22 protein-coding genes are annotated in these 17,592 nt (G+C 59.7%); 11 read left to right on the top strand and 11 right to left on the bottom strand.

Annotated features, from left to right (window positions below; all coding sequences use genetic code 11):
* Nucleotides 1–31 precede the first annotated feature (31 nt).
* From GZH91_RS03110 to gshA, 3 genes are read right to left on the bottom strand one after another with little or no spacing between them, the layout of a single operon-like run.
* Nucleotides 32–1,045, bottom strand: coding sequence for an FAD:protein FMN transferase (locus GZH91_RS03110; protein WP_147070678.1), 1,014 nt, complete (start codon nt 1,043–1,045; stop codon nt 32–34).
* Nucleotides 1,036–1,977: a glutathione synthase gene (gshB, locus tag GZH91_RS03105; RefSeq protein WP_147070677.1), complete on the bottom strand. Its 942-nt coding sequence runs from the start codon at nt 1,975–1,977 to the stop codon at nt 1,036–1,038. Before gshB ends, GZH91_RS03110 begins: the two co-directional genes overlap by 10 nt.
* Nucleotides 1,974–3,254, bottom strand: a complete 1,281-nt coding sequence (gene gshA, locus GZH91_RS03100) for a glutamate--cysteine ligase (RefSeq protein ID WP_147070675.1) — start codon at nt 3,252–3,254, stop codon at nt 1,974–1,976. Before gshA ends, gshB begins: the two co-directional genes overlap by 4 nt.
* 61 nt (nt 3,255–3,315) lie before the next feature.
* Here gshA and GZH91_RS03095 point away from each other — a divergent pair, with 61 nt between their 5' ends.
* Nucleotides 3,316–3,780: a tRNA (cytidine(34)-2'-O)-methyltransferase gene (locus GZH91_RS03095; RefSeq protein WP_147070673.1), complete on the top strand. Its 465-nt coding sequence runs from the start codon at nt 3,316–3,318 to the stop codon at nt 3,778–3,780.
* A 45-nt stretch (nt 3,781–3,825) separates the two neighbouring features.
* Here GZH91_RS03095 and GZH91_RS03090 read toward each other — a convergent pair whose 3' ends face one another.
* Nucleotides 3,826–4,125: a hypothetical protein gene (locus GZH91_RS03090; RefSeq protein ID WP_147070671.1), complete on the bottom strand. Its 300-nt coding sequence runs from the start codon at nt 4,123–4,125 to the stop codon at nt 3,826–3,828.
* 97 nt (nt 4,126–4,222) lie between these two features.
* Here GZH91_RS03090 and GZH91_RS03085 point away from each other — a divergent pair, with 97 nt between their 5' ends.
* The 6 genes from GZH91_RS03085 (at nt 4,223) to GZH91_RS03060 (ending at nt 8,142) form a co-directional block, all read left to right on the top strand.
* Nucleotides 4,223–4,855: a sigma-70 family RNA polymerase sigma factor gene (locus GZH91_RS03085; protein ID WP_198415380.1), complete on the top strand. Its 633-nt coding sequence runs from the start codon at nt 4,223–4,225 to the stop codon at nt 4,853–4,855.
* Entirely contained in the window at nt 4,845–5,519 is a 675-nt protein-coding gene (locus GZH91_RS03080) for an anti-sigma factor (RefSeq protein WP_147070669.1), read from the top strand. The genes GZH91_RS03085 and GZH91_RS03080 overlap by 11 nt, the downstream gene beginning before the upstream one ends.
* A 69-nt stretch (nt 5,520–5,588) precedes the next feature.
* A complete protein-coding gene (locus GZH91_RS03075) occupies nt 5,589–6,185 on the top strand; it encodes a ferritin-like domain-containing protein (RefSeq protein ID WP_147070667.1) in 597 nt (198 codons plus the stop codon).
* Between the two features lie 166 nt (nt 6,186–6,351).
* Nucleotides 6,352–7,311, top strand: coding sequence for a DUF3034 family protein (locus GZH91_RS03070; RefSeq protein ID WP_147070666.1), 960 nt, complete (start codon nt 6,352–6,354; stop codon nt 7,309–7,311).
* 15 nt (nt 7,312–7,326) lie between these two features.
* Nucleotides 7,327–7,755, top strand: coding sequence for a group I truncated hemoglobin (locus tag GZH91_RS03065; protein WP_147070664.1), 429 nt, complete (start codon nt 7,327–7,329; stop codon nt 7,753–7,755).
* A gap of 63 nt (nt 7,756–7,818) precedes the next feature.
* Nucleotides 7,819–8,142, top strand: a complete 324-nt coding sequence (locus GZH91_RS03060; protein WP_161984161.1) for a cupredoxin domain-containing protein — start codon at nt 7,819–7,821, stop codon at nt 8,140–8,142.
* 131 nt (nt 8,143–8,273) lie between these two features.
* On the opposite strand, the gene GZH91_RS03055 is transcribed toward GZH91_RS03060, so the two are convergent.
* Nucleotides 8,274–8,789 (bottom strand): Crp/Fnr family transcriptional regulator, encoded by a 516-nt coding sequence (locus tag GZH91_RS03055; protein ID WP_147070660.1) that lies wholly within the window; start codon nt 8,787–8,789, stop codon nt 8,274–8,276.
* Nucleotides 8,790–8,837: 48 nt separating this feature from the next.
* Nucleotides 8,838–9,233, bottom strand: a complete 396-nt coding sequence (locus GZH91_RS03050; RefSeq protein ID WP_147070658.1) for a hypothetical protein — start codon at nt 9,231–9,233, stop codon at nt 8,838–8,840.
* 307 nt (nt 9,234–9,540) lie between these two features.
* On the opposite strand from GZH91_RS03050, the gene GZH91_RS03045 reads away from it, so the two are divergent.
* Genes GZH91_RS03045 through GZH91_RS03030 form a run of 4 tightly spaced genes read left to right on the top strand, consistent with a single transcriptional unit; the run spans nt 9,541 to nt 12,540 of the window.
* On the top strand, nt 9,541–10,086 hold the full coding sequence (locus tag GZH91_RS03045) for a pyridoxamine 5'-phosphate oxidase family protein (RefSeq protein ID WP_147070657.1): 546 nt from the start codon (nt 9,541–9,543) through the stop codon (nt 10,084–10,086).
* A 44-nt stretch (nt 10,087–10,130) separates the two neighbouring features.
* Complete coding sequence (locus GZH91_RS03040) at nt 10,131–11,114, top strand: biotin--[acetyl-CoA-carboxylase] ligase (protein WP_147070655.1); 984 nt, start codon at nt 10,131–10,133, stop codon at nt 11,112–11,114.
* On the top strand, nt 11,111–11,839 hold the full coding sequence (locus GZH91_RS03035) for a type III pantothenate kinase (protein ID WP_147070653.1): 729 nt from the start codon (nt 11,111–11,113) through the stop codon (nt 11,837–11,839). The genes GZH91_RS03040 and GZH91_RS03035 overlap by 4 nt, the downstream gene beginning before the upstream one ends.
* The gene (locus GZH91_RS03030) at nt 11,836–12,540 is read left to right on the top strand and encodes an SPOR domain-containing protein (protein WP_147070651.1); all 705 of its coding nucleotides are present in this window, start codon (nt 11,836–11,838) and stop codon (nt 12,538–12,540) included. The genes GZH91_RS03035 and GZH91_RS03030 overlap by 4 nt, the downstream gene beginning before the upstream one ends.
* A gap of 161 nt (nt 12,541–12,701) precedes the next feature.
* Here the strand turns inward: GZH91_RS03030 and ubiA are convergent, their stop codons facing one another.
* The 5 genes from ubiA to GZH91_RS03005 all read right to left on the bottom strand — a co-directional run bounded on the left by ubiA (nt 12,702) and on the right by GZH91_RS03005 (nt 17,577).
* Nucleotides 12,702–13,565, bottom strand: a complete 864-nt coding sequence (gene ubiA, locus GZH91_RS03025; RefSeq protein WP_147070649.1) for a 4-hydroxybenzoate octaprenyltransferase — start codon at nt 13,563–13,565, stop codon at nt 12,702–12,704.
* Nucleotides 13,562–14,104 carry a chorismate--pyruvate lyase family protein gene (locus GZH91_RS03020; protein ID WP_147070647.1) on the bottom strand — a complete coding sequence of 181 codons (543 nt, stop codon included), beginning with the start codon at nt 14,102–14,104 and terminating at the stop codon, nt 13,562–13,564. Before GZH91_RS03020 ends, ubiA begins: the two co-directional genes overlap by 4 nt.
* Before the next feature lie 133 nt (nt 14,105–14,237).
* Nucleotides 14,238–15,053, bottom strand: coding sequence for a phosphate/phosphite/phosphonate ABC transporter substrate-binding protein (locus GZH91_RS03015; RefSeq protein WP_147070645.1), 816 nt, complete (start codon nt 15,051–15,053; stop codon nt 14,238–14,240).
* A gap of 98 nt (nt 15,054–15,151) precedes the next feature.
* The gene (recG, locus tag GZH91_RS03010) at nt 15,152–17,191 is read right to left on the bottom strand and encodes an ATP-dependent DNA helicase RecG (protein WP_147070643.1); all 2,040 of its coding nucleotides are present in this window, start codon (nt 17,189–17,191) and stop codon (nt 15,152–15,154) included.
* A gap of 5 nt (nt 17,192–17,196) precedes the next feature.
* Nucleotides 17,197–17,577 (bottom strand): RidA family protein, encoded by a 381-nt coding sequence (locus GZH91_RS03005; RefSeq protein ID WP_147070641.1) that lies wholly within the window; start codon nt 17,575–17,577, stop codon nt 17,197–17,199.
* Nucleotides 17,578–17,592: the final 15 nt, after the last annotated feature.

Raw genomic sequence — 17,592 nt, 5'->3', positions numbered from 1 at the left:
CAGATTAAGCGGGACTATCATTCTACCGCAGTCAGGAGCGTGGTTCGAAACGCAGGCGCTGTTTCATGCTGTCGGTGAGTTCAACATGCCCCTGCCCGTCTATAAACATCACATTGGCGACCCCCATGCGCTGCGCTGCTGCGCGCCAGCCTGCGCTGCCCGCAATGAAAATGGGCTTGCTGGCGACATCGGACAAGGTGCCGGCATGAGCTGACGGCGGAACCAGCACCGTGACCGCCTGCACCCCCTGCGCGGGCCAGCCGGTGCGCGGATCGATGATGTGGCAATAGCGCTTGCCGCCCACTTCGAAGTAGCGCTGATAATCACCCGAGGTGCCGATGGCTTCGCCGTCGCGCAATTCCAGCGTGGCAATGGGGCCAGGAGCGCGCGGATTCTGGATACCCACGCGCCAGGGACGGTCGCCGTGCTGCCCCAGCGCCAGGATATTGCCGCCAATATTGATCAGTGCGTTTTTTACCCCCTGGCTGCGCAGGTAGCTGGCTGCCACGTCCAGCGCATAGCCCTTGGCGTAGCCGCCCAGATCGAGACGCACGGCAGGGTTGGTGCTATGGAATAGAATGCCGTCGATGACAATGTCATGCATTTGCGGGTTGGCGCGCACCAGTTCGGCGATTTTTGCCGGGTCGGGCAATTTCGCCTTGAAAGTATCGGACTGGAACCCCCACAGCCGGATCAGGTTGCCTATGGCCGGATTGAACAGGCCTTGCGATTGTTCCGAATAGCGGGTGGCGTCACGAATAATCGGGATCATGCCGGGTGCAATCGCTGCCTTGCTCGGACTCAGCGCGAAAATGCCGTTCATACGCTCCAGCGTGCCCGGCTCCCAGGCATGCAGGCTGTGATGCATCTGGTCGAAATCACGCAATATTTGCGCCGTGACACGACGTGCCCTGGCTTCCGGTTCGCCGTAGATGCTCACCTCCACACGCGTGCCGAAGACATAGCTCTCCTGAGTGTAGAGAGGATGCTTGGCGCAACCCGTCAGCATCAGCAGCAATAGCGCAACAACGCTCATCAGGCGCATCGCCGCTCCAGCGCATCGATGAATATCCCTGCCACGTTAAAACCGGTCTGCTGGGCGATTTCCTGAAATCCGGTGGGGCTGGTGACGTTGATTTCGGTGAGATGGTCGCCGATCACGTCCAGCCCGACCAAAAACAGGCCCAGATCGCGCAACACCGGCGCAATGGTATGCGCAATTTCACGGTCGCGTGCGGACAAGGGCTGCGCGACACCGCGTCCGCCCGCAGCCAGGTTGCCGCGCGTCTCACCCTCGGCGGGAATACGCGCCAGGGCAAACGGCACCACCTCGCCATCAATCAGCAGGATACGCTTGTCGCCCCGGGTAATTTCCGGGATATAACGTTGCGCCATAACCGTACGGGTTTCCAGCCGGGTCAATGTTTCCACGATGACATTGAGATTGGCGTCACCGCGACGCACCCGGAAAATACCCGCCCCGCCCATGCCGTCCAGCGGCTTGAGAATCACATCGCCGTGCTCGGCGAGGAATGCGTGGATGTGGAAGGCGCACCGCGTCACCAGGGTGGGCACGGTAAATTGCGGGAAGCGCGCGATGGCGAGTTTTTCATTGAAATCGCGCAAGGCATCGGGGCGGTTGAATACCCGTGCACCGTGGCCTTGCGCCAGCTCCAGCAGATGCGTGGTGTACAGGTATTCGGTATCGAACGGCGGGTCTTTGCGCATCACCACCGCGTCGAAGCGGTTCAATGGCGTCGCCTCGGCGTGTCCCAGCTCAAACCAGTTGGCGTTGTCGGCAGCAACGCGCAGTGGCTTGGCATAGCCGATGACTTGATTGTCACGCAGGATAATGTCCGCCTGGCGCAGTGCAAACAGCGCATGCCCGCGTGCCCCCGCTTCGCGCAGCATGGCAACCGAACTGTCCTTATAGGCCTTGAGCGTGGCTGGCGGGTCGAGGATGAAGGCAAGATTCATTGATTGTCCGGGTCGGTTTGTTCCAGCTCGATGGATGCCGCCAGCATCGCCAGCCGTGCCACCACGCCGTAAGTATAGAAGCGGTTGGGGGTGGAATCGGGATTGGCTGACCGGTTGGGTGTGCAACACGGGGTTGCGAATGCCAGCGGCACGAAGTGCATCCCCGGTGCGTTCAGGTTCTCATCCGGTCCGCGCCCGGTATGCACGCGATAAAACCCGCCCACCACGAAATGGTCCACCATGTACACCACCGGTTCTGCCACCGCGTCGTTGATACTCTCGAAGGTGTGCACCCCCTCCTGGATAATGACCTCGGAAATTTGCTGGCCTTCCTTGCCCACCGCCATTTTGTTGCGCTGCTTGCGATTCAGCTCGCGCACTTCGGACGGGTCTTTCACCGTCATGATGCCCATGCCGTAGGTACCGGCATCCGCCTTGGCAATCACAAAAGGCTCGGCGTCAATCCTGTATTCAGCGTATTTCTTGCGGATTTTTTCGAGCACGATGGCAGCGTTCTTCTCAAGGCATTCCTCGCCCTGGCGCTCTTGAAAATTGACGCGTCCGCAGGTGGAAAAATACGGATTGATGAACCATGGATCGAGCCCGATCAGCGCGGCGAACTCCGTCGCCACCTGATTGTAGGCAGCAAAATGGCGTGACTTGCGGCGCACATGCCAGCCAGCGTGCAGGGGCGGCAGCAGCGATTGCTCAATGTTTTGCAGCAGCGCGGGGATGCCGCCGGAGAGATCGTTGTTGAGCAGGATCGCACACGGGTTGAACCCCGCCACACCGATGCGGTTGCCATGACGCACAACGGGTTCGAGCAGCAGCGATGCGCCGTCTGGCAAATCCACCTTGAGCGGCCCGGTGAGCTCGGGTATCAGGCTGCCCAGGCGCACTTCCATGCCGGTTTGCTGCAGGATACTGGCCAGCTGCGCCACGTTTTGCAGATAGAACAGATTGCGCGTGTGGTTTTCCGGGATCAGCAACAGGCGCTGCGCATCCGGGCAGATTTTTTCCACCGCGCTCATCGCCGCCTGCACCGCCAGCGGGATGAAATCGGGATTGAGATTATTAAACCCGCCGGGGAACAGGTTGGTATCTACGGGTGCAAGCTTGAAGCCGCTGTTACGCAAATCCACCGAGGTGTAAAACGGTGCGGCGTGCTCCTGCCACTGGTTGCGAAACCAGCGTTCAATCTGCGGGGTAGCGCCCAAAATCAGCCGCTCCATGTCCAGCAGCGGCCCGGTGAGGGCAGTCGTTAAATGCGGTACCATGCGCAAACCTCGTGTAATCGTTATGCATTGATTATATCCCGTAAACCCGGTCTTTCCGCCCATGTTCAACATCGTTCTCTATCAGCCGGAAATCCCGCCCAACACCGGCAATGTCATTCGCCTCGCGGCCAATACTGGCTGCACCCTGCATCTGGTCAAACCGCTGGGCTTTGTGCTGGAAGACAAACAACTACGCCGCGCCGGGCTGGATTACCACGAGTACGCCAGGGTGATGGTGCATGAAGACTGGGCGGCGTGCCGCGCCGGGCTGAACGGACAGCGCATGTTTGCGCTCACTACCAAAGCTTCGGCCAGTATCGGTTGCTGCCAATTCGCGCCGGGCGACGTGTTTGTATTCGGCCCGGAAACGCGCGGGCTGCCGGGTGACGTGCTGGATGAATTCACCAGCGAGCGGCGCATCCGCCTGCCGATGATGGCGGGGAGCCGCAGCCTGAATTTGTCGAACTCGGTAGCGGTGACGGTGTTTGAAGCATGGCGGCAGAACGGGTTTGGCGGTGGTATTTAGCAGCCCTGGCCCAGGACTTGGGCAGGGAGACGAAAATGCAAAGACCTACGTGAGCAAGCCGGTCGATTGTGGCGGATTAATAAGAAGTATGTGAAAATCCCCGGCCAGTGAATGTTCAGTCGCCATGGCCTGCTTGTATGGTTGCGCCCGTGCCGCAAGCCAAAAACCGCCGTGCGCAGGGCCTTTTGCATGGCACCAAGGCAGAGCCGTGTGTCCCGCAGTGTCCATCCGGTGACCACACTGCATCGCACACGCAGTAAGCGCATCGCCGCCTGAAAGCATCGTCCGATGAACCACGGGAATACAATCATCAAAATCTCCTTCATCATCAAGAAACACCTTCATGGCGTGAATCCTCCCATTGGAGCGATATCCGATGTCAGCGGCTTCGTACCCATGTCGGCGATCGTAGCAGCAGCAATATGCTGGCGGCAGCAAGCTCTTGAACATCAAATTTTTGCCATGCACGCTGTTTACGATCGCCACCAACATCACCGACCCCAATCACATGCTGCCGCCTTCTGCTGAAGATCCCCTGATCAACCTGCTTTCCCGCTGCGCCCTCAGGGATCAGCAGGCATTCGAGCGTCTATATCGCGTCACGTCCGCAAAACTGTTTGCCGTTGCATTACGTATAGTCAGAAGACAGGACTGGGCAGAAGAGGTTTTGCAGGAGGCGTTCGTCAATATCTGGCATCATGCCCCGGGCTATGTGAGCGGGAAAGCGGCACCGTTGACCTGGATGACGCATATTGTGCGCAATCGTGCCCTGGACTGGCTGCGGCGTCCACAGCGCGAGGACGCTGCGGACGAGGATGCCGAGGAAACCTGGAAGGACGAATCCGCAAGCCTGTTCGAACGGCTTGAGCAGTCACGCGATGCAACAGCGTTGAATGACTGCATGGGACGGATCGAAGCCAGGCTAAGACAAACGATTGCACTCGCTTTCTGGCATGGCTTGACGCATTCAGAGCTGGCGCAACATATGCAGCAGCCAATAGGTACCGTAAAAACGTGGATCAGACGCGGAATGGGCGCAATTAAAAAGTGTTTGGAAGATTCGCATGAAGTATAACGATCCCGAACTACAGCAAAGGTTGGCAGGCGAATATGTGCTGGGCACACTTCAGGGCCGTGCACGGGCGCGCTTCGAGCGTTTGCTGCTGCGCGACGCAAGTCTACGCGATGAGGTAGCGGCGTGGCAGACGCGGCTGATGCCGCTGGCGCACGCGCTGCCGCCGGTTGCTCCCCCACCGCGCGTGTGGCGCCGCATCCAGGCGCGCATCGGGGTTCAAGCAGTATCACGCTGGAGTCTCGTCTTCTGGCGCAATCTTGGCCTGGTTTCCACCGCCGCTGCGGCTGGGCTCGCACTGTATATCGCTGTTGCGCCTATGCGCACTCCGGAGATTGCTTATGTGGCGCTCATTACAGATACACATGCCAAACCGGCATGGATAGTGAGCGCGCGCGCTTCCCAACTCACCATCAAGGCCTTGGCGCCACGCATGCTGGCCGCGAATCAATCCCTGCAACTGTGGCTGCTCCCCGAGGGTGGCAAACCCGTGTCTCTGGGCCTCGTGCCACTTGCCGGCAGCAAAACCGCAGTGCTGCCGACGCAGGTACGCGGCCAGTTCGCGCACGCACAAGCGGTAGCGATCAGCCTGGAACCTGCCGGCGGTTCTCCTACTGGCCAACCTACTGGTCCAGTGTTATATCAGGGGCCTTTAGTCGTTTCCTGAATCCAATTTGCATTGGCTCTCGTAAATGGTAGTGGGTAGCTTACCCAATCACCTAAAAGGAGAGTGGAAATGCAAAACGATCTGAGCAACATTCTTAACGACCCCGCACGCCGGGGATTCATGCGCCAGGCGAGTGTATTGTCCCTGGGCGCACTGGCGGCTGTCAGTCTTGCGCACACCAATCCAGCCGCCGCTGCGGCCATGAAAGCCGGCATCTCCAAGAGCGACCATGACGACGTCGCCGTCCTCAATACTGCGCTGGCTCTTGAATATCAGGCCATTGCAGCTTATCAGGTGGGCGCAGAAAGCAATTTACTGCAAAAACCCGTGCTTGCAGTGGCGGTGAAATTTCAGGGGCACCATCGCGCCCATGCTGACGTATTGAGTGCCACCGTCAAGAAACTGGGCGGCACGCCAGTCGAAGCGCTCGCAGCGAACGGCTACGGCTTTCCGGTAGAGAAGCTCAAGAACCAGGCCGACGTACTTCGTTTCGCTGCGGGCTTGGAACATGGCGCGGCACTCGCGTATCTAGGCGCAGTACCGGTATTTCATAACCGTGAACTAGCCAAGGCGGCGGCAAGCATACTCGGCGATGAAACCATGCATTGGTCGGTCTTGCTCAATGCCTTGGGTGAAGACCCTGTCCCTGCGGCATTTATTGGCTAACTGGCATTGTTTCCCGGTTGTGTTTTCAGCCCATTGTCGAGGCCCTGCCGCAACCCAATTTACAGGCGTTTTCCTGAGCCATGAATCAATGCGGCAGGACACCCACTGTACCGGGAAACATCCGCAAGAAACATTTTATGAATATTGAAATTTACGAGGAGGCTGTATGTCTGGAGTCGCGTTGAGAAGGAAAAAACTGAACAGCGCCCTGCTGTCGTGTGGCTTGGCATTGGGATTGTGTGTATCAGGCGCATCAGCCGCACATGCCGGCGGGCGCCTGCTGGCTACCGGAGGCGCTACCCAGATTGAAGGTTCTGCGGGCGGCGGGATAGTGCCCTGGGCGCTCATTTCCGGCTACGGAACCGAAGATGAAATTGGTGGCAGCGCATTCCTGACGAATGTCAGAGTTCCCAATTATGACCTGGTCAGCACCGGTGCGGCGATCGGCCTGTATGATCGCGTGGAATTGTCATACGCACGGCAAAGACTGAGCCTGGACAATACCGTATTGTCAGGACTTGGGCTCAATATATCGCCGGCTATCCGCCAGGATGTTTTTGGTGCGAAAGTAAAATTATTCGGCGATGCGATTTACGCTCAGGACAGCCTGCTGCCGCAGGTTGCATTTGGCATACAGTACAAGCGCAACCTCGATTACAGCTTTATTCCAAAGGTGCTGGGAGCACGTCACGACTCGGGCACCGACTTCTATCTGGCGGCCACCAAAGTATTTCTGGGTGGCCTGGCAGGCCGCAATGTGCTGTTGAACGGTACGGTGCGCATGACCAAAGCCAACCAGATGGGATTGCTGGGTTTTGGTGGCCCCGGCAACGACAGCTATAAAGCCAGATTTGAAGGTTCGGTGGGCGTATTCCTCGACCCGGCCAATACCTGGCTGGTGGGCGCAGAATACCGTCAGAATCCGGATAACGGATTAGGCGCACCGCTTGGCGTGCACACCAAACAGGATGCCTACAAAGATGCTTATATCGCTTACATTCCCAACAAACGCTTTGCGTTGGTGGCAGCGTATGCCGATTTGGGAGCGTTACCCGATACCACTCGACCTGACGCCAATTCGACCAGTAAGCGCGGTGTGTATGTGTCCGGTCAATTCAGTTTCTAATCCAGGAGCAATTTCATGAAACCAACTCGTATTCTTCTCACCGGACTGCTTGCGGCGCTGTCCATCAATCTGGCCGTGGCAGCAGACAGTCCCATCCTGTATGACCAGCTGGGCGGCAAGCCGGGCGTTACCAAAATCATTGACGACTTGTTGACTCACGTACTGGCGGACAAGCGGATCAACCCAATCTTTGCCAATGCCAACATCCCGCACTTGAAAATGATGCTGGTAGAGCAGGTATGTGCAAAGACAGGCGGTCCGTGTACTTATACGGGCGAAAGCATGGCTGAAGCGCACAAGGGCATGAACATCAATTCCGCACAGTTCAACGCACTGGTGGAAGACCTGCAAATGTCCTTTGCCGACAACAATGTGCCCATTGGTGCGGGCAACAAGCTGCTGGCGATTCTGGCGCCCATGAAAAAAGACGTTGACCATAAGTAAAATTCCCGCCGGACGCGCGACTGCGCGTCCGGACGGATTATGCTGGCTACAAGGAGTACCGGAATGCTCGAAAGCTTGAAAAATTCTCTACTACTGGCGGCGTTAGTATCGTTGTCGGCAGTGACGTTACATGCCTATGCAGACAGCAGCGTGACAATTTTCACGTTTGCTTTCGCACCTGCGTCCATTGAGGTGCCGGTCGGCAGCCAAGTGACCTGGACCAATCAGGACAAGGTGAATCACAGTGTTGTCGGCGATGCGGGGGGGGTTGCTTCTGACACGCTGAAACAGGGTGACAGTTTCAGCCACACCTTCAGCGTAGCCGGCACGTATAAGTATCATTGCGGGTTTCACAAATACATGACCGGCACGGTTGTGGTGAAATAAAGCGCTGGCAGCGCAAGCCTTCACGTTTCCGTTTCAGACCAGGAGCAATGTCAACTCAAGCCTGCCGGATTTAATCCAGTCACTTCAGTTAAACGCCTCTACAGGACTGATCCTGCCGGCACTTAACCCGGTCAGGTTTTGACGCCCGGCCCGTACAGGTAATGCGAGAACTGCGCGTGATCGCTGCTCACCGCACGGAACAGGTGGTCCATGCTCAGCACCGCCTGCTCGACAATATTTATGGCGATATAGGGATGTTCGACTTTCATGCGTTTGTACATGGCGCGCGGCAGCTTCAGCACCTGCGTATCCGCAGCCTTGGCGACCAGTCGCACCGAACGTGCGCGCTTGTCGAAAAACGACATCATGCCCAGCATTTCACCTGCGCTCGAGCGCACCACTTCATATTCGTTGGTGCCATCCGGAATCACCAGTGCGACCTCGCCTTTGACCACGAAATACAGTTCGTCGCCGACGTCGCCGACGTCCGAGATCACCGCGTCGCTGCTGAAGCGCAACACGGTCAGGTAATTGAGCAAGGTATTCACCTCAGCCACGGTGAGCGATTCGCACAAGTACTGCTGAGTCAGAAACTGGGTCAGCTGGGCATGTTCGGTGTTGTCGCGGATAATGGCAGCTTCGGCCATGGTGATCTCCATAGGTTGTTATTCGGTGTTGATTTGAGGTGCCCTCGATTATAAACCGTCATCGTCCAGACTGGCCCGCTGCATCAGTCGCATTCCGCCGGTCATGCCCTCCACACGCTCGCGAATGCAAACTGCCAGCGCGGTCCAGGCAGGCTTGTCGGCCACATCGGGTAGCGGCTCGAACGGGTAATGGCGATGCTGCAGGCCGGGGCGCAGCGGCGGACGCGCAGCGTTGGCTACGGCATCCAGGGTGACCAGTAAATCCGCCCACGCCACAGCGCTGTCGCTGAGAACCGGCACATCGCCCGCCACGCCGGGCAGCACCGCGGCGCGCGCCTCCATCCATCCGGCTCCCAGACGATTGGCATAGTGCGCGGCGAGATTGGGGGGCACCGGATGCAGACCACCGAGAAACAGTATGCGGGCTTTACGTTTGTAGCCCATGTTTTTTATGCCGGGAGATGCAGCTTAACAATGTGATCCCTTTATCTCATTATCCATGTTGTTCAGTTTAACGCATCCCGGCATGGCACCACCGCACAGGTGACGGGAAAATGACGGACAGGAAGCGCATGCAAATCCGCTGCGAGCCACGGCAACTGCGCCCCGCCATACTCGCCGCCAGGTCGGAAACATTGTCCAGTACGATAAGGAGAAAACCCTTTGCTTTCCGCGTGATCCCCGTGCGCTCCGTGGTTAGTCGCGTTTTCAAAGTTTTTGAACTCCCGCTGGCAAGAACAGGAAAAAAATCATGGCTAAATTCTATCCCGCACTTACCGAACAACAGCAGCTTTTTATTCGTCGCCAGAAAATTTTTTTTACTGCCACGGCACCGGCGGCCGGGCGCATCAACCTTTCACCCAAAGGCATGGACAGCCTGCGCGTGCTCAGCCCTGACCGGGTGGTGTACCTTGACCTCACCGGCAGCGGCAACGAGAGCGCCGCACACCTGCTGGAAAACGGGCGCATGACGCTGATGTTTTGCAGCTTCGACGCCGACCCGCTGATCCTGCGGCTGTATGGGCAAGGCCGCGCAGTGAAACCGCGCGATGCCGATTGGGCGTCCTTGCGTGCACATTTCCCTGCGCTGCCGGCGCAGCGTCAGATCATCGAGCTGAACGTGGATTCGGTGCAGACTTCGTGCGGCTACGCGGTACCGCAATATGTTTACGCGGGCGAGCGTGACACCCTGGCACGCTGGGCGGAAAAGAAAGGCGCTGCCGGGCTCCTCGACTACTGGCGCGAGAAAAACCGCATGAGCATAGACGGCCTGCCCAGCGGGCTGCTGGAGGACTAATCCGGCATGCTAAACTCGTGCAAATCCAGTCCCGGTTGTGTGCTTTGAATCCATTATTGCTCCCTCTGCTGCGTGTCCTGTCCGACGGTGAATTCCATTCCGGGGAAACGCTTGCGCAGCGCTTTGGCGTGTCGCGCGCCAGCGTGTGGAATGCACTGCAGGTGGCACAGGATCACGGCGCGGTGCTGTACAAGGTGCGGGGCCGCGGCTATCGTCTGCCCGCTGCGCCCGACTGGCTCGACGCCAGCATGATTGAGGATGCGCTGGGCACACACGCCGGGCGTTTTCACATCCGCGTGGCCGAGCACCTCGACTCGACCAATACCGAGCTGATGCGGGCAGCGGCAGACGGCGCACCGCACCGCAGCTGTCTGGTGGCAGAGATTCAGCTTGCCGGGCGCGGCCGGCGCGGACGCGTCTGGCAAAGCGTGCTGGGCGGCAGTCTCGCCTGCTCGGTGCTGTGGCGTTTTGATACAGGTATCGCGGCGCTTTCAGGCTTGAGCCTGGCAGTGGGGGTGGCGCTGCTGCGCGCATTGCGCCAATCCGGCGCGGATGCGGTACAACTCAAATGGCCGAACGACCTGCTCTGGCACTACCGCAAGCTGGGGGGAATTCTGATTGAAGTGCAGGGCGATGTGATGGGACCGTCACTTGCGGTGATCGGCATCGGAATCAATTTGCAGCTGCCAGCGCCGGTGCGCGCTGAAATCGACCAGGCAGTGACCGACCTGAACGAAGTGTGCGGCACACGCGTCGAGCGCAACACCTTGCTGGCTGCGCTGCTGATTCACCTGGATGACGTGATGCAGGATTTCGAGCAATCCGGGCTCGCCCAGCTGCGCGCGGAATGGCTTGCCGCACACGCTTACCAGGGCAAGCCGGTGCGCGTGCTGCTCGCCAATGGCAGCGACCAGATCGGCACTGCCATTGGCTTGTCCGCAGACGGTGCGCTGCTGCTGCAAAGCGCAGACGGAAAGCAGCTGGCGCTCAATGGCGGTGAAGTCCATCTGACCCGCCGCATTTCATGATACTGGCGATCGACGCGGGTAACACCCGCATTAAATGGGGGCTGCACGACGGGCTGACATGGCTGGTCCACGGTCAGTGCGCGCACCGTGAAATAGCCGAATTTGAGCGCGCGCTGGACAAGCTCCCCGCGCCGCAGCGAATTGTGCTCAGCAATGTCGCCGGAGCGCAACTGCAAGCCGCGCTCGAACCCGGCCTGGCGCGCTACGCGATCAGTGTGCAACAAGTGACTGCCCGCGCCAGCCAGTGCGGGGTACGCAATGCTTACGCCGCACCCGCACAGCTGGGCGCAGACCGCTGGGCTGCGCTGATTGGTGCGCACCACCTCGGCGCCGGTACTGCGCTGGTGGTCAACGCCGGCACGGCGATCACCGTGGATGCGCTGCACCAAGGCGATTTCCTGGGCGGCATCATCCTGCCCGGCTACCGCATGATGGGCAGCATGCTGCAGCAAGGCACTGCGGGGCTGGCAAACGACTCGGGCAGGTTCAGCGCGTGGCCGGACAATACGGCGGATGCGCTGGAGAGCGGGCGCATCCTGGCGATTACCGGTGCGGTGGCCCTGCTCCACGCGCAACTGGCACACCATGCCGGGAGTATGCCGGAGTTGATGGTCAGCGGGGGCGATGGCGCGCGTCTTGCCACGCATCTTCCGCAACCGCTGCGGCTGGTGGAAAATCTGGTACTGGAGGGGTTGCGCACCATTGCGCACGAGGAGTATTTGTGAGACTGCTGTTTTTATTATTGCTGCTTGCCAATTTGGCCGTATTCGCCATGCTGCAATGGGGTGACAGCATGACTGCTGCGCGCAACGTGCATCCTGCGTTGTACCCGCAGCGTATCGCGCTGGTTGGGGAGCCGCGTGCCACTCCATCCCCCGGGACGCCGCCCGTGCGCGCACCCATACCCGCGTCGCAGCCCGCACTGGCATCAGTCTCAAAGCCCAACACCAACGACAAAATCTGCATGACGTGGGGACCGGTAGCGCCGGCGCAACTGGACAACGCCGTCGCCGCGCTGGATCAGCTCAAACTGGGCGAGCGCCTGACACGCCAGGATCAAGGCACGCCAGGCGGCCCCTACTGGGTGTATTACCCACCGCTGGCATCCAAGGCGGACGCCGATAACAAGGCTGCGCAACTGGCAAACCTGGGGGTGCGTGACCTTGCCGTGGTACGCCCGGCTGGCAAGTGGCAAAATGCCATTTCGCTCGGGCTGTATGCCAAACAGTCGATTGCCGAGGCGCGCGTGGCCGAACTGCGCAAGAAGGGCGTGCAGACTGCGCGCATCGAGGCGCGCGGCAAAACCGCCAGCGTATTTGCGTTGCGCGACCTGGACGCTGCCGAGCAGGCAACAATGGCGCAACTCCGGCAGGCTTTTGCGGACACGCAACTCAAGCGCGTGGATTGCACGCAAAAAACTGATTGAGGCTGGAAAAGGCTATTGGCCACGGAGAACACTGAGGAAAACGAGAAAGCAAAAGGCAGAATTCAAGACACTTCCCTGGGCCTTAATTTTCGCCTTTTGCCTTCATTGTTTCATTGCTTCCCTCCGTGCTCTCCGTGGCCCATCGCCTTTTCCGGGTTGGATTAACGCAGCCAGTAGTCCAGCGCAATTCCGGCGAACACCGCCGCGCCCAGCCAGTTATTGTGCAGAAAAGCCTTGAAGCAGCGCGTGCGGTCGCGGCCCCGGATCAGCGTGTAATGGTAAACAGCGATTGCCGCCGCCACGCCCAGCCCGGCGCCGAACCATAGCCCCCTGCCCTGGCGCCAGCCCACGTACGCAAGCAATACCAAAGTCGCGGCATAACACAGCATCACTGCCGCCACATCGAAACGGCCAAACGTCAGCGCTGAAGTCTTGATGCCGATTTTCATGTCGTCGTCACGATCCACCATGGCGTACTCAGTGTCGTAGGCAATCGCCCAGAAGATATTCGCCCCCAGCAGCAGCCAGGCTTCCAGCGGCACGCTGTCGAGCTGGGCGGCATAGGCCATGGGGATACCAAAGCCAAAAGCGATGCCCAGATACGCTTGCGGAATGGCAAAAAAGCGCTTGGTGAAGGGATAGCTGGCTGCCAGGAACAGCGCCGGCACGGACAACATCATCACCAGCCGGTTGAGTGGCAGGATCAGCAAAAAAGCCAGCACGGACAGGGTAGCAGCAAGCAGCAGCGCCTCCTTGCCGCTCACCCTGCCTGCCGCCAGCGGGCGATCTTTGGTACGCGCCACGTGGGCGTCGAAATCGCGGTCGGCATAGTCATTGATGACACAGCCGGCAGAGCGCATCAGCACCGTGCCCAGCACAAAAATCCACAGCACCATCAATTCCGGGCGTCCCGCCGATGCGAACCACAGCCCCCACAGGGTGGGCCACAGCAGCAGCAGAATGCCGATCGGCTTATCCAGGCGCATCAGTTTTTCGTACAGGCTCAAGCGTTGCGCCAGTGTCATGACAACTCCATAAGCGTGGGTAAAAAAACCTCGGTGACCAGAATGCGACGGCCCTGCAGGCCAAACAGCGAGCGCCGCGCCCACAGATACGGCGGGCGCTGGTCAAGCTGTGCGCAGGCACGCTGGTACAACGGATGGCGTGCGCCGAGACGTTTGAATGCGAGAGGCGCGCGGCGCACGCACGGATTGGCGAACAGTGCTGCGCCCAGGGGGCGGTTACCCAGCTTGCCGAGTTTTGTCCAGGCGCCGCGCAAGCTGCTGTGCGGCAACACGCTGTGGGCGAACACCACCGGGGTGTCGTGACAATACAGAAATACTTCGCGCAGCAACGCCATCGGTGCCGCACTCAGCCCGCACATCGCCGCCTCGTCCAGATCCGCCCGGCCCGAATACTGGCGCAGATGACGCACACTGAACTGTGGGCAATGCTCGATAATGCGGCGCGTGAGCGAACCCTGATCGGTAAGCCAGCCGCGCGCGGCGCCGTGAACGCCAATCAGCTGGGTGCGCCAGGAAGATGAATTGCACAGGCCGGACATGGTAGGCGATGGTTAAGCAAACCCCGCCATTATGCCATGCGGCATACACCCAATTGAACCTGGAAAAAGCGGTTAACCACGGGCAGCACGGAACCATTACCTGACACGCACAACTGCAACTTTCCGGATAAGCTCAGTGGATGTTCAACAACAGAACCATATCTTTATAATCAGCCAGGCTGGCCGGCTCGAAACTGGAGTAGCCGGTATTCCTGAAGTAACTTTGTGCTTCCTTATCCTTGTCTGCGCGTACCAGCGCCTGGGCAACTGCCTGTTTGATTTCGCTCGGCAGGTCTCCGCGCGTGGCAAAGGTGAGGTGGGGCACGCCCTTGCTCTGCATGATAAGGTTGAGATCCATGCCGTTGTTGTTCCATAGGCTCAACACCCCGGTATTGGCTACGCCGACGTCGATCAGCCGGTACTTGAATGCGGTCACAATGCCGTCCACGTCATGGTAATAGGCCACGCTCTTGAAGTATTTGGCCGGATCAATATGCTTGCTGCGCAACTCCGCCAGCGCCAGCTGGGTGACCATGGAGTCCTCGTCGGTAAAACCGATGCGCTTGCCTTTCATGTCCTCCGGAAAAGCAATGCCGCTGGACGCCAGCGCCATGAAACCGGCAGATATCTGTCCCGGAATTTTAGCTATTGGCTCATAGCCGGCCAGTTTGTTGGCCTGCATGATCATGGAGGGTGGCGCAAACATGAAGGCGAATTGTTTTTGTTTGGCTTCTGCCAGATACTTGCTGTAGTCGCGCACCGTTTCGACTTTGACCGGACGCTTCAGCACCCGACTGAGGTAACTGGTCAGCCCATGGAACTCCTCCGCCACTACGATGGGACTGCGGTTGTAGTCCTGTATCCCGAGAAACAGCGTTTCCGCAGCCATGCCTGGCCGTGCAATCAGCATGCCGAGTAATATCAACCCCTGCCATAGTCGCATGTTCATCTGCAATCTCCTGTTTATTGGCGGAGCTTATGATTGCGCCGTACGTAGCGTTAACGACATCTGCCGAAAAAGCTGTCTGGTACATTACAACCATTCAATCAGGTTTTAATATAATCCTGGCGTCCGCCCAGCCAGCGCAAGACATGGTTCCGTGCCGCCAGTCCATCATGAATGAGCAGCCATTCGGCGGCGGCGCGCGCCTGTTCGAGTATATCGGCATCCGCCTCGATATCGGCAAAGCGCAGCATGGGTGCACCCGACTGGCGTGCGCCGAGGAATTCGCCCGGGCCGCGCAGGCGCAAATCCTCGCGTGCGATGACGAAGCCGTCGCTGTTCTCGAAAATCACCTTGAGCCGGGCACGGGCGGCGTCTGACAACGGCTGCTGGTAGAGCAGGATGCACGCGCTTTGCGTACTGCCGCGCCCGACCCGGCCGCGTAACTGATGCAGCTGTGCCAAGCCCATGCGCTCGGCGTGTTCGATCACCATCAGCGAGGCGCGCGGCACATCCACGCCCACCTCGATCACCGTGGTCGCCACCAGTAATTGCAGATCACCACATTTGAAACCGGCCATTACCACCGCCTTGTCGCGGCCGTTCATGCGCCCGTGGACCAGGCCGATATCGAGCTCGGGCAGCGCAGACGCGAGCACTGCGTGGGTATCCAGCGCGGTCTGCAACTGCAGTTTCTCCGATTCTTCAATCAGCGGACACACCCAGTAGACTTGCCCCCCTGCGCGGCAGCGTTCGCGCACCAGCTCGACCACCTGCTCACGGCGACTGTCGGCCAGAAGCTTGGTCACAACCGGGCTGCGCCCCGGTGGCAGTTCGTCAATCACCGACACATCGAGATCAGCGTAATAGCTCATGGAGAGCGTGCGCGGGATCGGGGTGGCGCTCATCATTAATTGATGCGGCTGGTTGCCCTTCCGGCGCAGCGCCAGGCGCTGGGCGACGCCAAAGCGGTGCTGCTCGTCAATGATGGCAAGCCCCAGATTGGCAAATTCAACCTGCTCCTGAAACAGCGCGTGAGTACCCGCTGCAAGCCGTGCTTCCCCAGACACCAGCCGCGCCACCGCGGCCTGTTTGTCTTTTTTGGACAGGCTCCCAGCCAGCCATGCCACCTCAATGCCCAGTGGCGCGAACCATTGCGTGAGCTTGTGATAATGCTGCTCGGCGAGAATTTCGGTCGGCGCCATGAACGCGGCCTGATAGCCATGCCCGATGGCCTGCGCAGCGGCGAGCGCGGCAACCACCGTCTTGCCGCTGCCCACATCGCCCTGCAGCAGGCGCTGCATGGGGTGGCACGCGGCAAGGTCGGTACGAATTTCATGCCACACGCGCTGCTGAGCGGCGGTGAGCCGGAACGGCAGGGAATTCTGCAGTTGTGTCACCAGCGCCACCTCACCCGCCAGCATGGGTGCGCCCTGTGCGCGCCGGGCGTTGCGCGCCAGACGCAGCGACAATTGCTGCGCCAGCAGCTCGTCGAACTTGATACGCCGCCACGCCGGATGGGTGCGGTATTCGAGTTGAGCTGGCGGGATGTCGGGAGGGGGGTTGTGCAGGGTACGCACACTGCTGGCAAAGTCGGGCAGATTAAAGCGGCTGCGCAGGCTGTCCGGCAGCGTGTCGGTCAAATCCGCCTGCGTCAGTGCGGCACCGATGTGTCTGCGTAGCAGCGTTTGCGCCACGCCTGCGGCGGCGGGGTAAATCGGCGTGAGGCTGTCCGGCAACGGCGCTTCGGCACTCACCACGCGGTAGCGCGGATGCACCATCTCCAGCCCCCAGAAGCCGCCGCGTACCTCGCCCAATGCGCGGATCAGGTTGCCCTCGGCAAACTGTTTGGCCTGGCTGCCGTAAAAATTGATGAAACGCAGGCTGATCTCGCCGCCGCTGTCGTCGCGAATGCGCGCAATCAGCGCGCGGCGCGGCTTGTATTTGGCCTCACAATGGGTAACCACGCCCTGTACCTGGGTGGCGCGGCCTGGCAGGGCATCGGCAATGGCGGAGATACGGGTTTCATCCTCATAGCGCAACGGCAGATGCAGGATCAAGTCCGCCGGGGTATGCAGTCCCAGTTTGGTGAACACCGGAGGCAGCGCATTGCCCGCCCCGGCGGGCTTGGACGGTGCAGCCAATCCGCTTAACCCAGCACCATTACCCCGTCGGCCTCGATCTCGGCGCCGCGCGGCAGTGCCGCCACGCCCACCGCGGCACGCGCCGGGTAGGGCTCGCTGAAATATTCAGCCATGATCTGGTTCACCCTGGCAAAGTGGCTCAGGTCAGTCAGAAACACATTGAGCTTGACCACATCGGCCAGGCTGCCGCCTGCGGCTTCAGCCACTGCCTTGAGGTTCTGAAATACGCGGTGAATCTGCGCCTCCGTGCCCGCGGCCATCTGCATGGTGGCCGGGTCGAGGCCGATCTGGCCGGACAAGTAAACGGTATTGCCCGCTTTCACTGCCTGCGAATAAGTGCCAATCGCGACGGGTGCGGCGTCGGTGCGGATGATGTGTTTGCTCATGAGCGTTCCTGTTCG

The sequence above is a fragment of the Sulfuriferula plumbiphila genome, from assembly GCF_009938015.1.
Classification (GTDB): domain Bacteria; phylum Pseudomonadota; class Gammaproteobacteria; order Burkholderiales; family Sulfuriferulaceae; genus Sulfuriferula; species Sulfuriferula plumbiphila.
This window is presented reverse-complemented; position numbering and strand designations above follow the sequence as displayed.

What these genes read in the sequence shown, in the direction of transcription:
- GZH91_RS03110 (WP_147070678.1), bottom strand. Translation starts at nt 1,045, where the DNA reads ATGCGCCTGATGAGCGTTGTTGCGCTATTGCTGCTGATGCTGACGGGT.
- gshB (WP_147070677.1), bottom strand. Translation starts at nt 1,977, where the DNA reads ATGAATCTTGCCTTCATCCTCGACCCGCCAGCCACGCTCAAGGCCTAT.
- gshA (WP_147070675.1), bottom strand. Translation starts at nt 3,254, where the DNA reads ATGGTACCGCATTTAACGACTGCCCTCACCGGGCCGCTGCTGGACATG.
- GZH91_RS03095 (WP_147070673.1), top strand. Translation starts at nt 3,316, where the DNA reads ATGTTCAACATCGTTCTCTATCAGCCGGAAATCCCGCCCAACACCGGC.
- GZH91_RS03090 (WP_147070671.1), bottom strand. Translation starts at nt 4,125, where the DNA reads ATGAAGGTGTTTCTTGATGATGAAGGAGATTTTGATGATTGTATTCCC.
- GZH91_RS03080 (WP_147070669.1), top strand. Translation starts at nt 4,845, where the DNA reads ATGAAGTATAACGATCCCGAACTACAGCAAAGGTTGGCAGGCGAATAT.
- GZH91_RS03075 (WP_147070667.1), top strand. Translation starts at nt 5,589, where the DNA reads ATGCAAAACGATCTGAGCAACATTCTTAACGACCCCGCACGCCGGGGA.
- GZH91_RS03070 (WP_147070666.1), top strand. Translation starts at nt 6,352, where the DNA reads ATGTCTGGAGTCGCGTTGAGAAGGAAAAAACTGAACAGCGCCCTGCTG.
- GZH91_RS03065 (WP_147070664.1), top strand. Translation starts at nt 7,327, where the DNA reads ATGAAACCAACTCGTATTCTTCTCACCGGACTGCTTGCGGCGCTGTCC.
- GZH91_RS03060 (WP_161984161.1), top strand. Translation starts at nt 7,819, where the DNA reads ATGCTCGAAAGCTTGAAAAATTCTCTACTACTGGCGGCGTTAGTATCG.
- GZH91_RS03055 (WP_147070660.1), bottom strand. Translation starts at nt 8,789, where the DNA reads ATGGCCGAAGCTGCCATTATCCGCGACAACACCGAACATGCCCAGCTG.
- GZH91_RS03050 (WP_147070658.1), bottom strand. Translation starts at nt 9,233, where the DNA reads ATGGGCTACAAACGTAAAGCCCGCATACTGTTTCTCGGTGGTCTGCAT.
- GZH91_RS03045 (WP_147070657.1), top strand. Translation starts at nt 9,541, where the DNA reads ATGGCTAAATTCTATCCCGCACTTACCGAACAACAGCAGCTTTTTATT.
- GZH91_RS03035 (WP_147070653.1), top strand. Translation starts at nt 11,111, where the DNA reads ATGATACTGGCGATCGACGCGGGTAACACCCGCATTAAATGGGGGCTG.
- ubiA (WP_147070649.1), bottom strand. Translation starts at nt 13,565, where the DNA reads ATGACACTGGCGCAACGCTTGAGCCTGTACGAAAAACTGATGCGCCTG.
- GZH91_RS03020 (WP_147070647.1), bottom strand. Translation starts at nt 14,104, where the DNA reads ATGTCCGGCCTGTGCAATTCATCTTCCTGGCGCACCCAGCTGATTGGC.
- GZH91_RS03015 (WP_147070645.1), bottom strand. Translation starts at nt 15,053, where the DNA reads ATGAACATGCGACTATGGCAGGGGTTGATATTACTCGGCATGCTGATT.
- GZH91_RS03005 (WP_147070641.1), bottom strand. Translation starts at nt 17,577, where the DNA reads ATGAGCAAACACATCATCCGCACCGACGCCGCACCCGTCGCGATTGGC.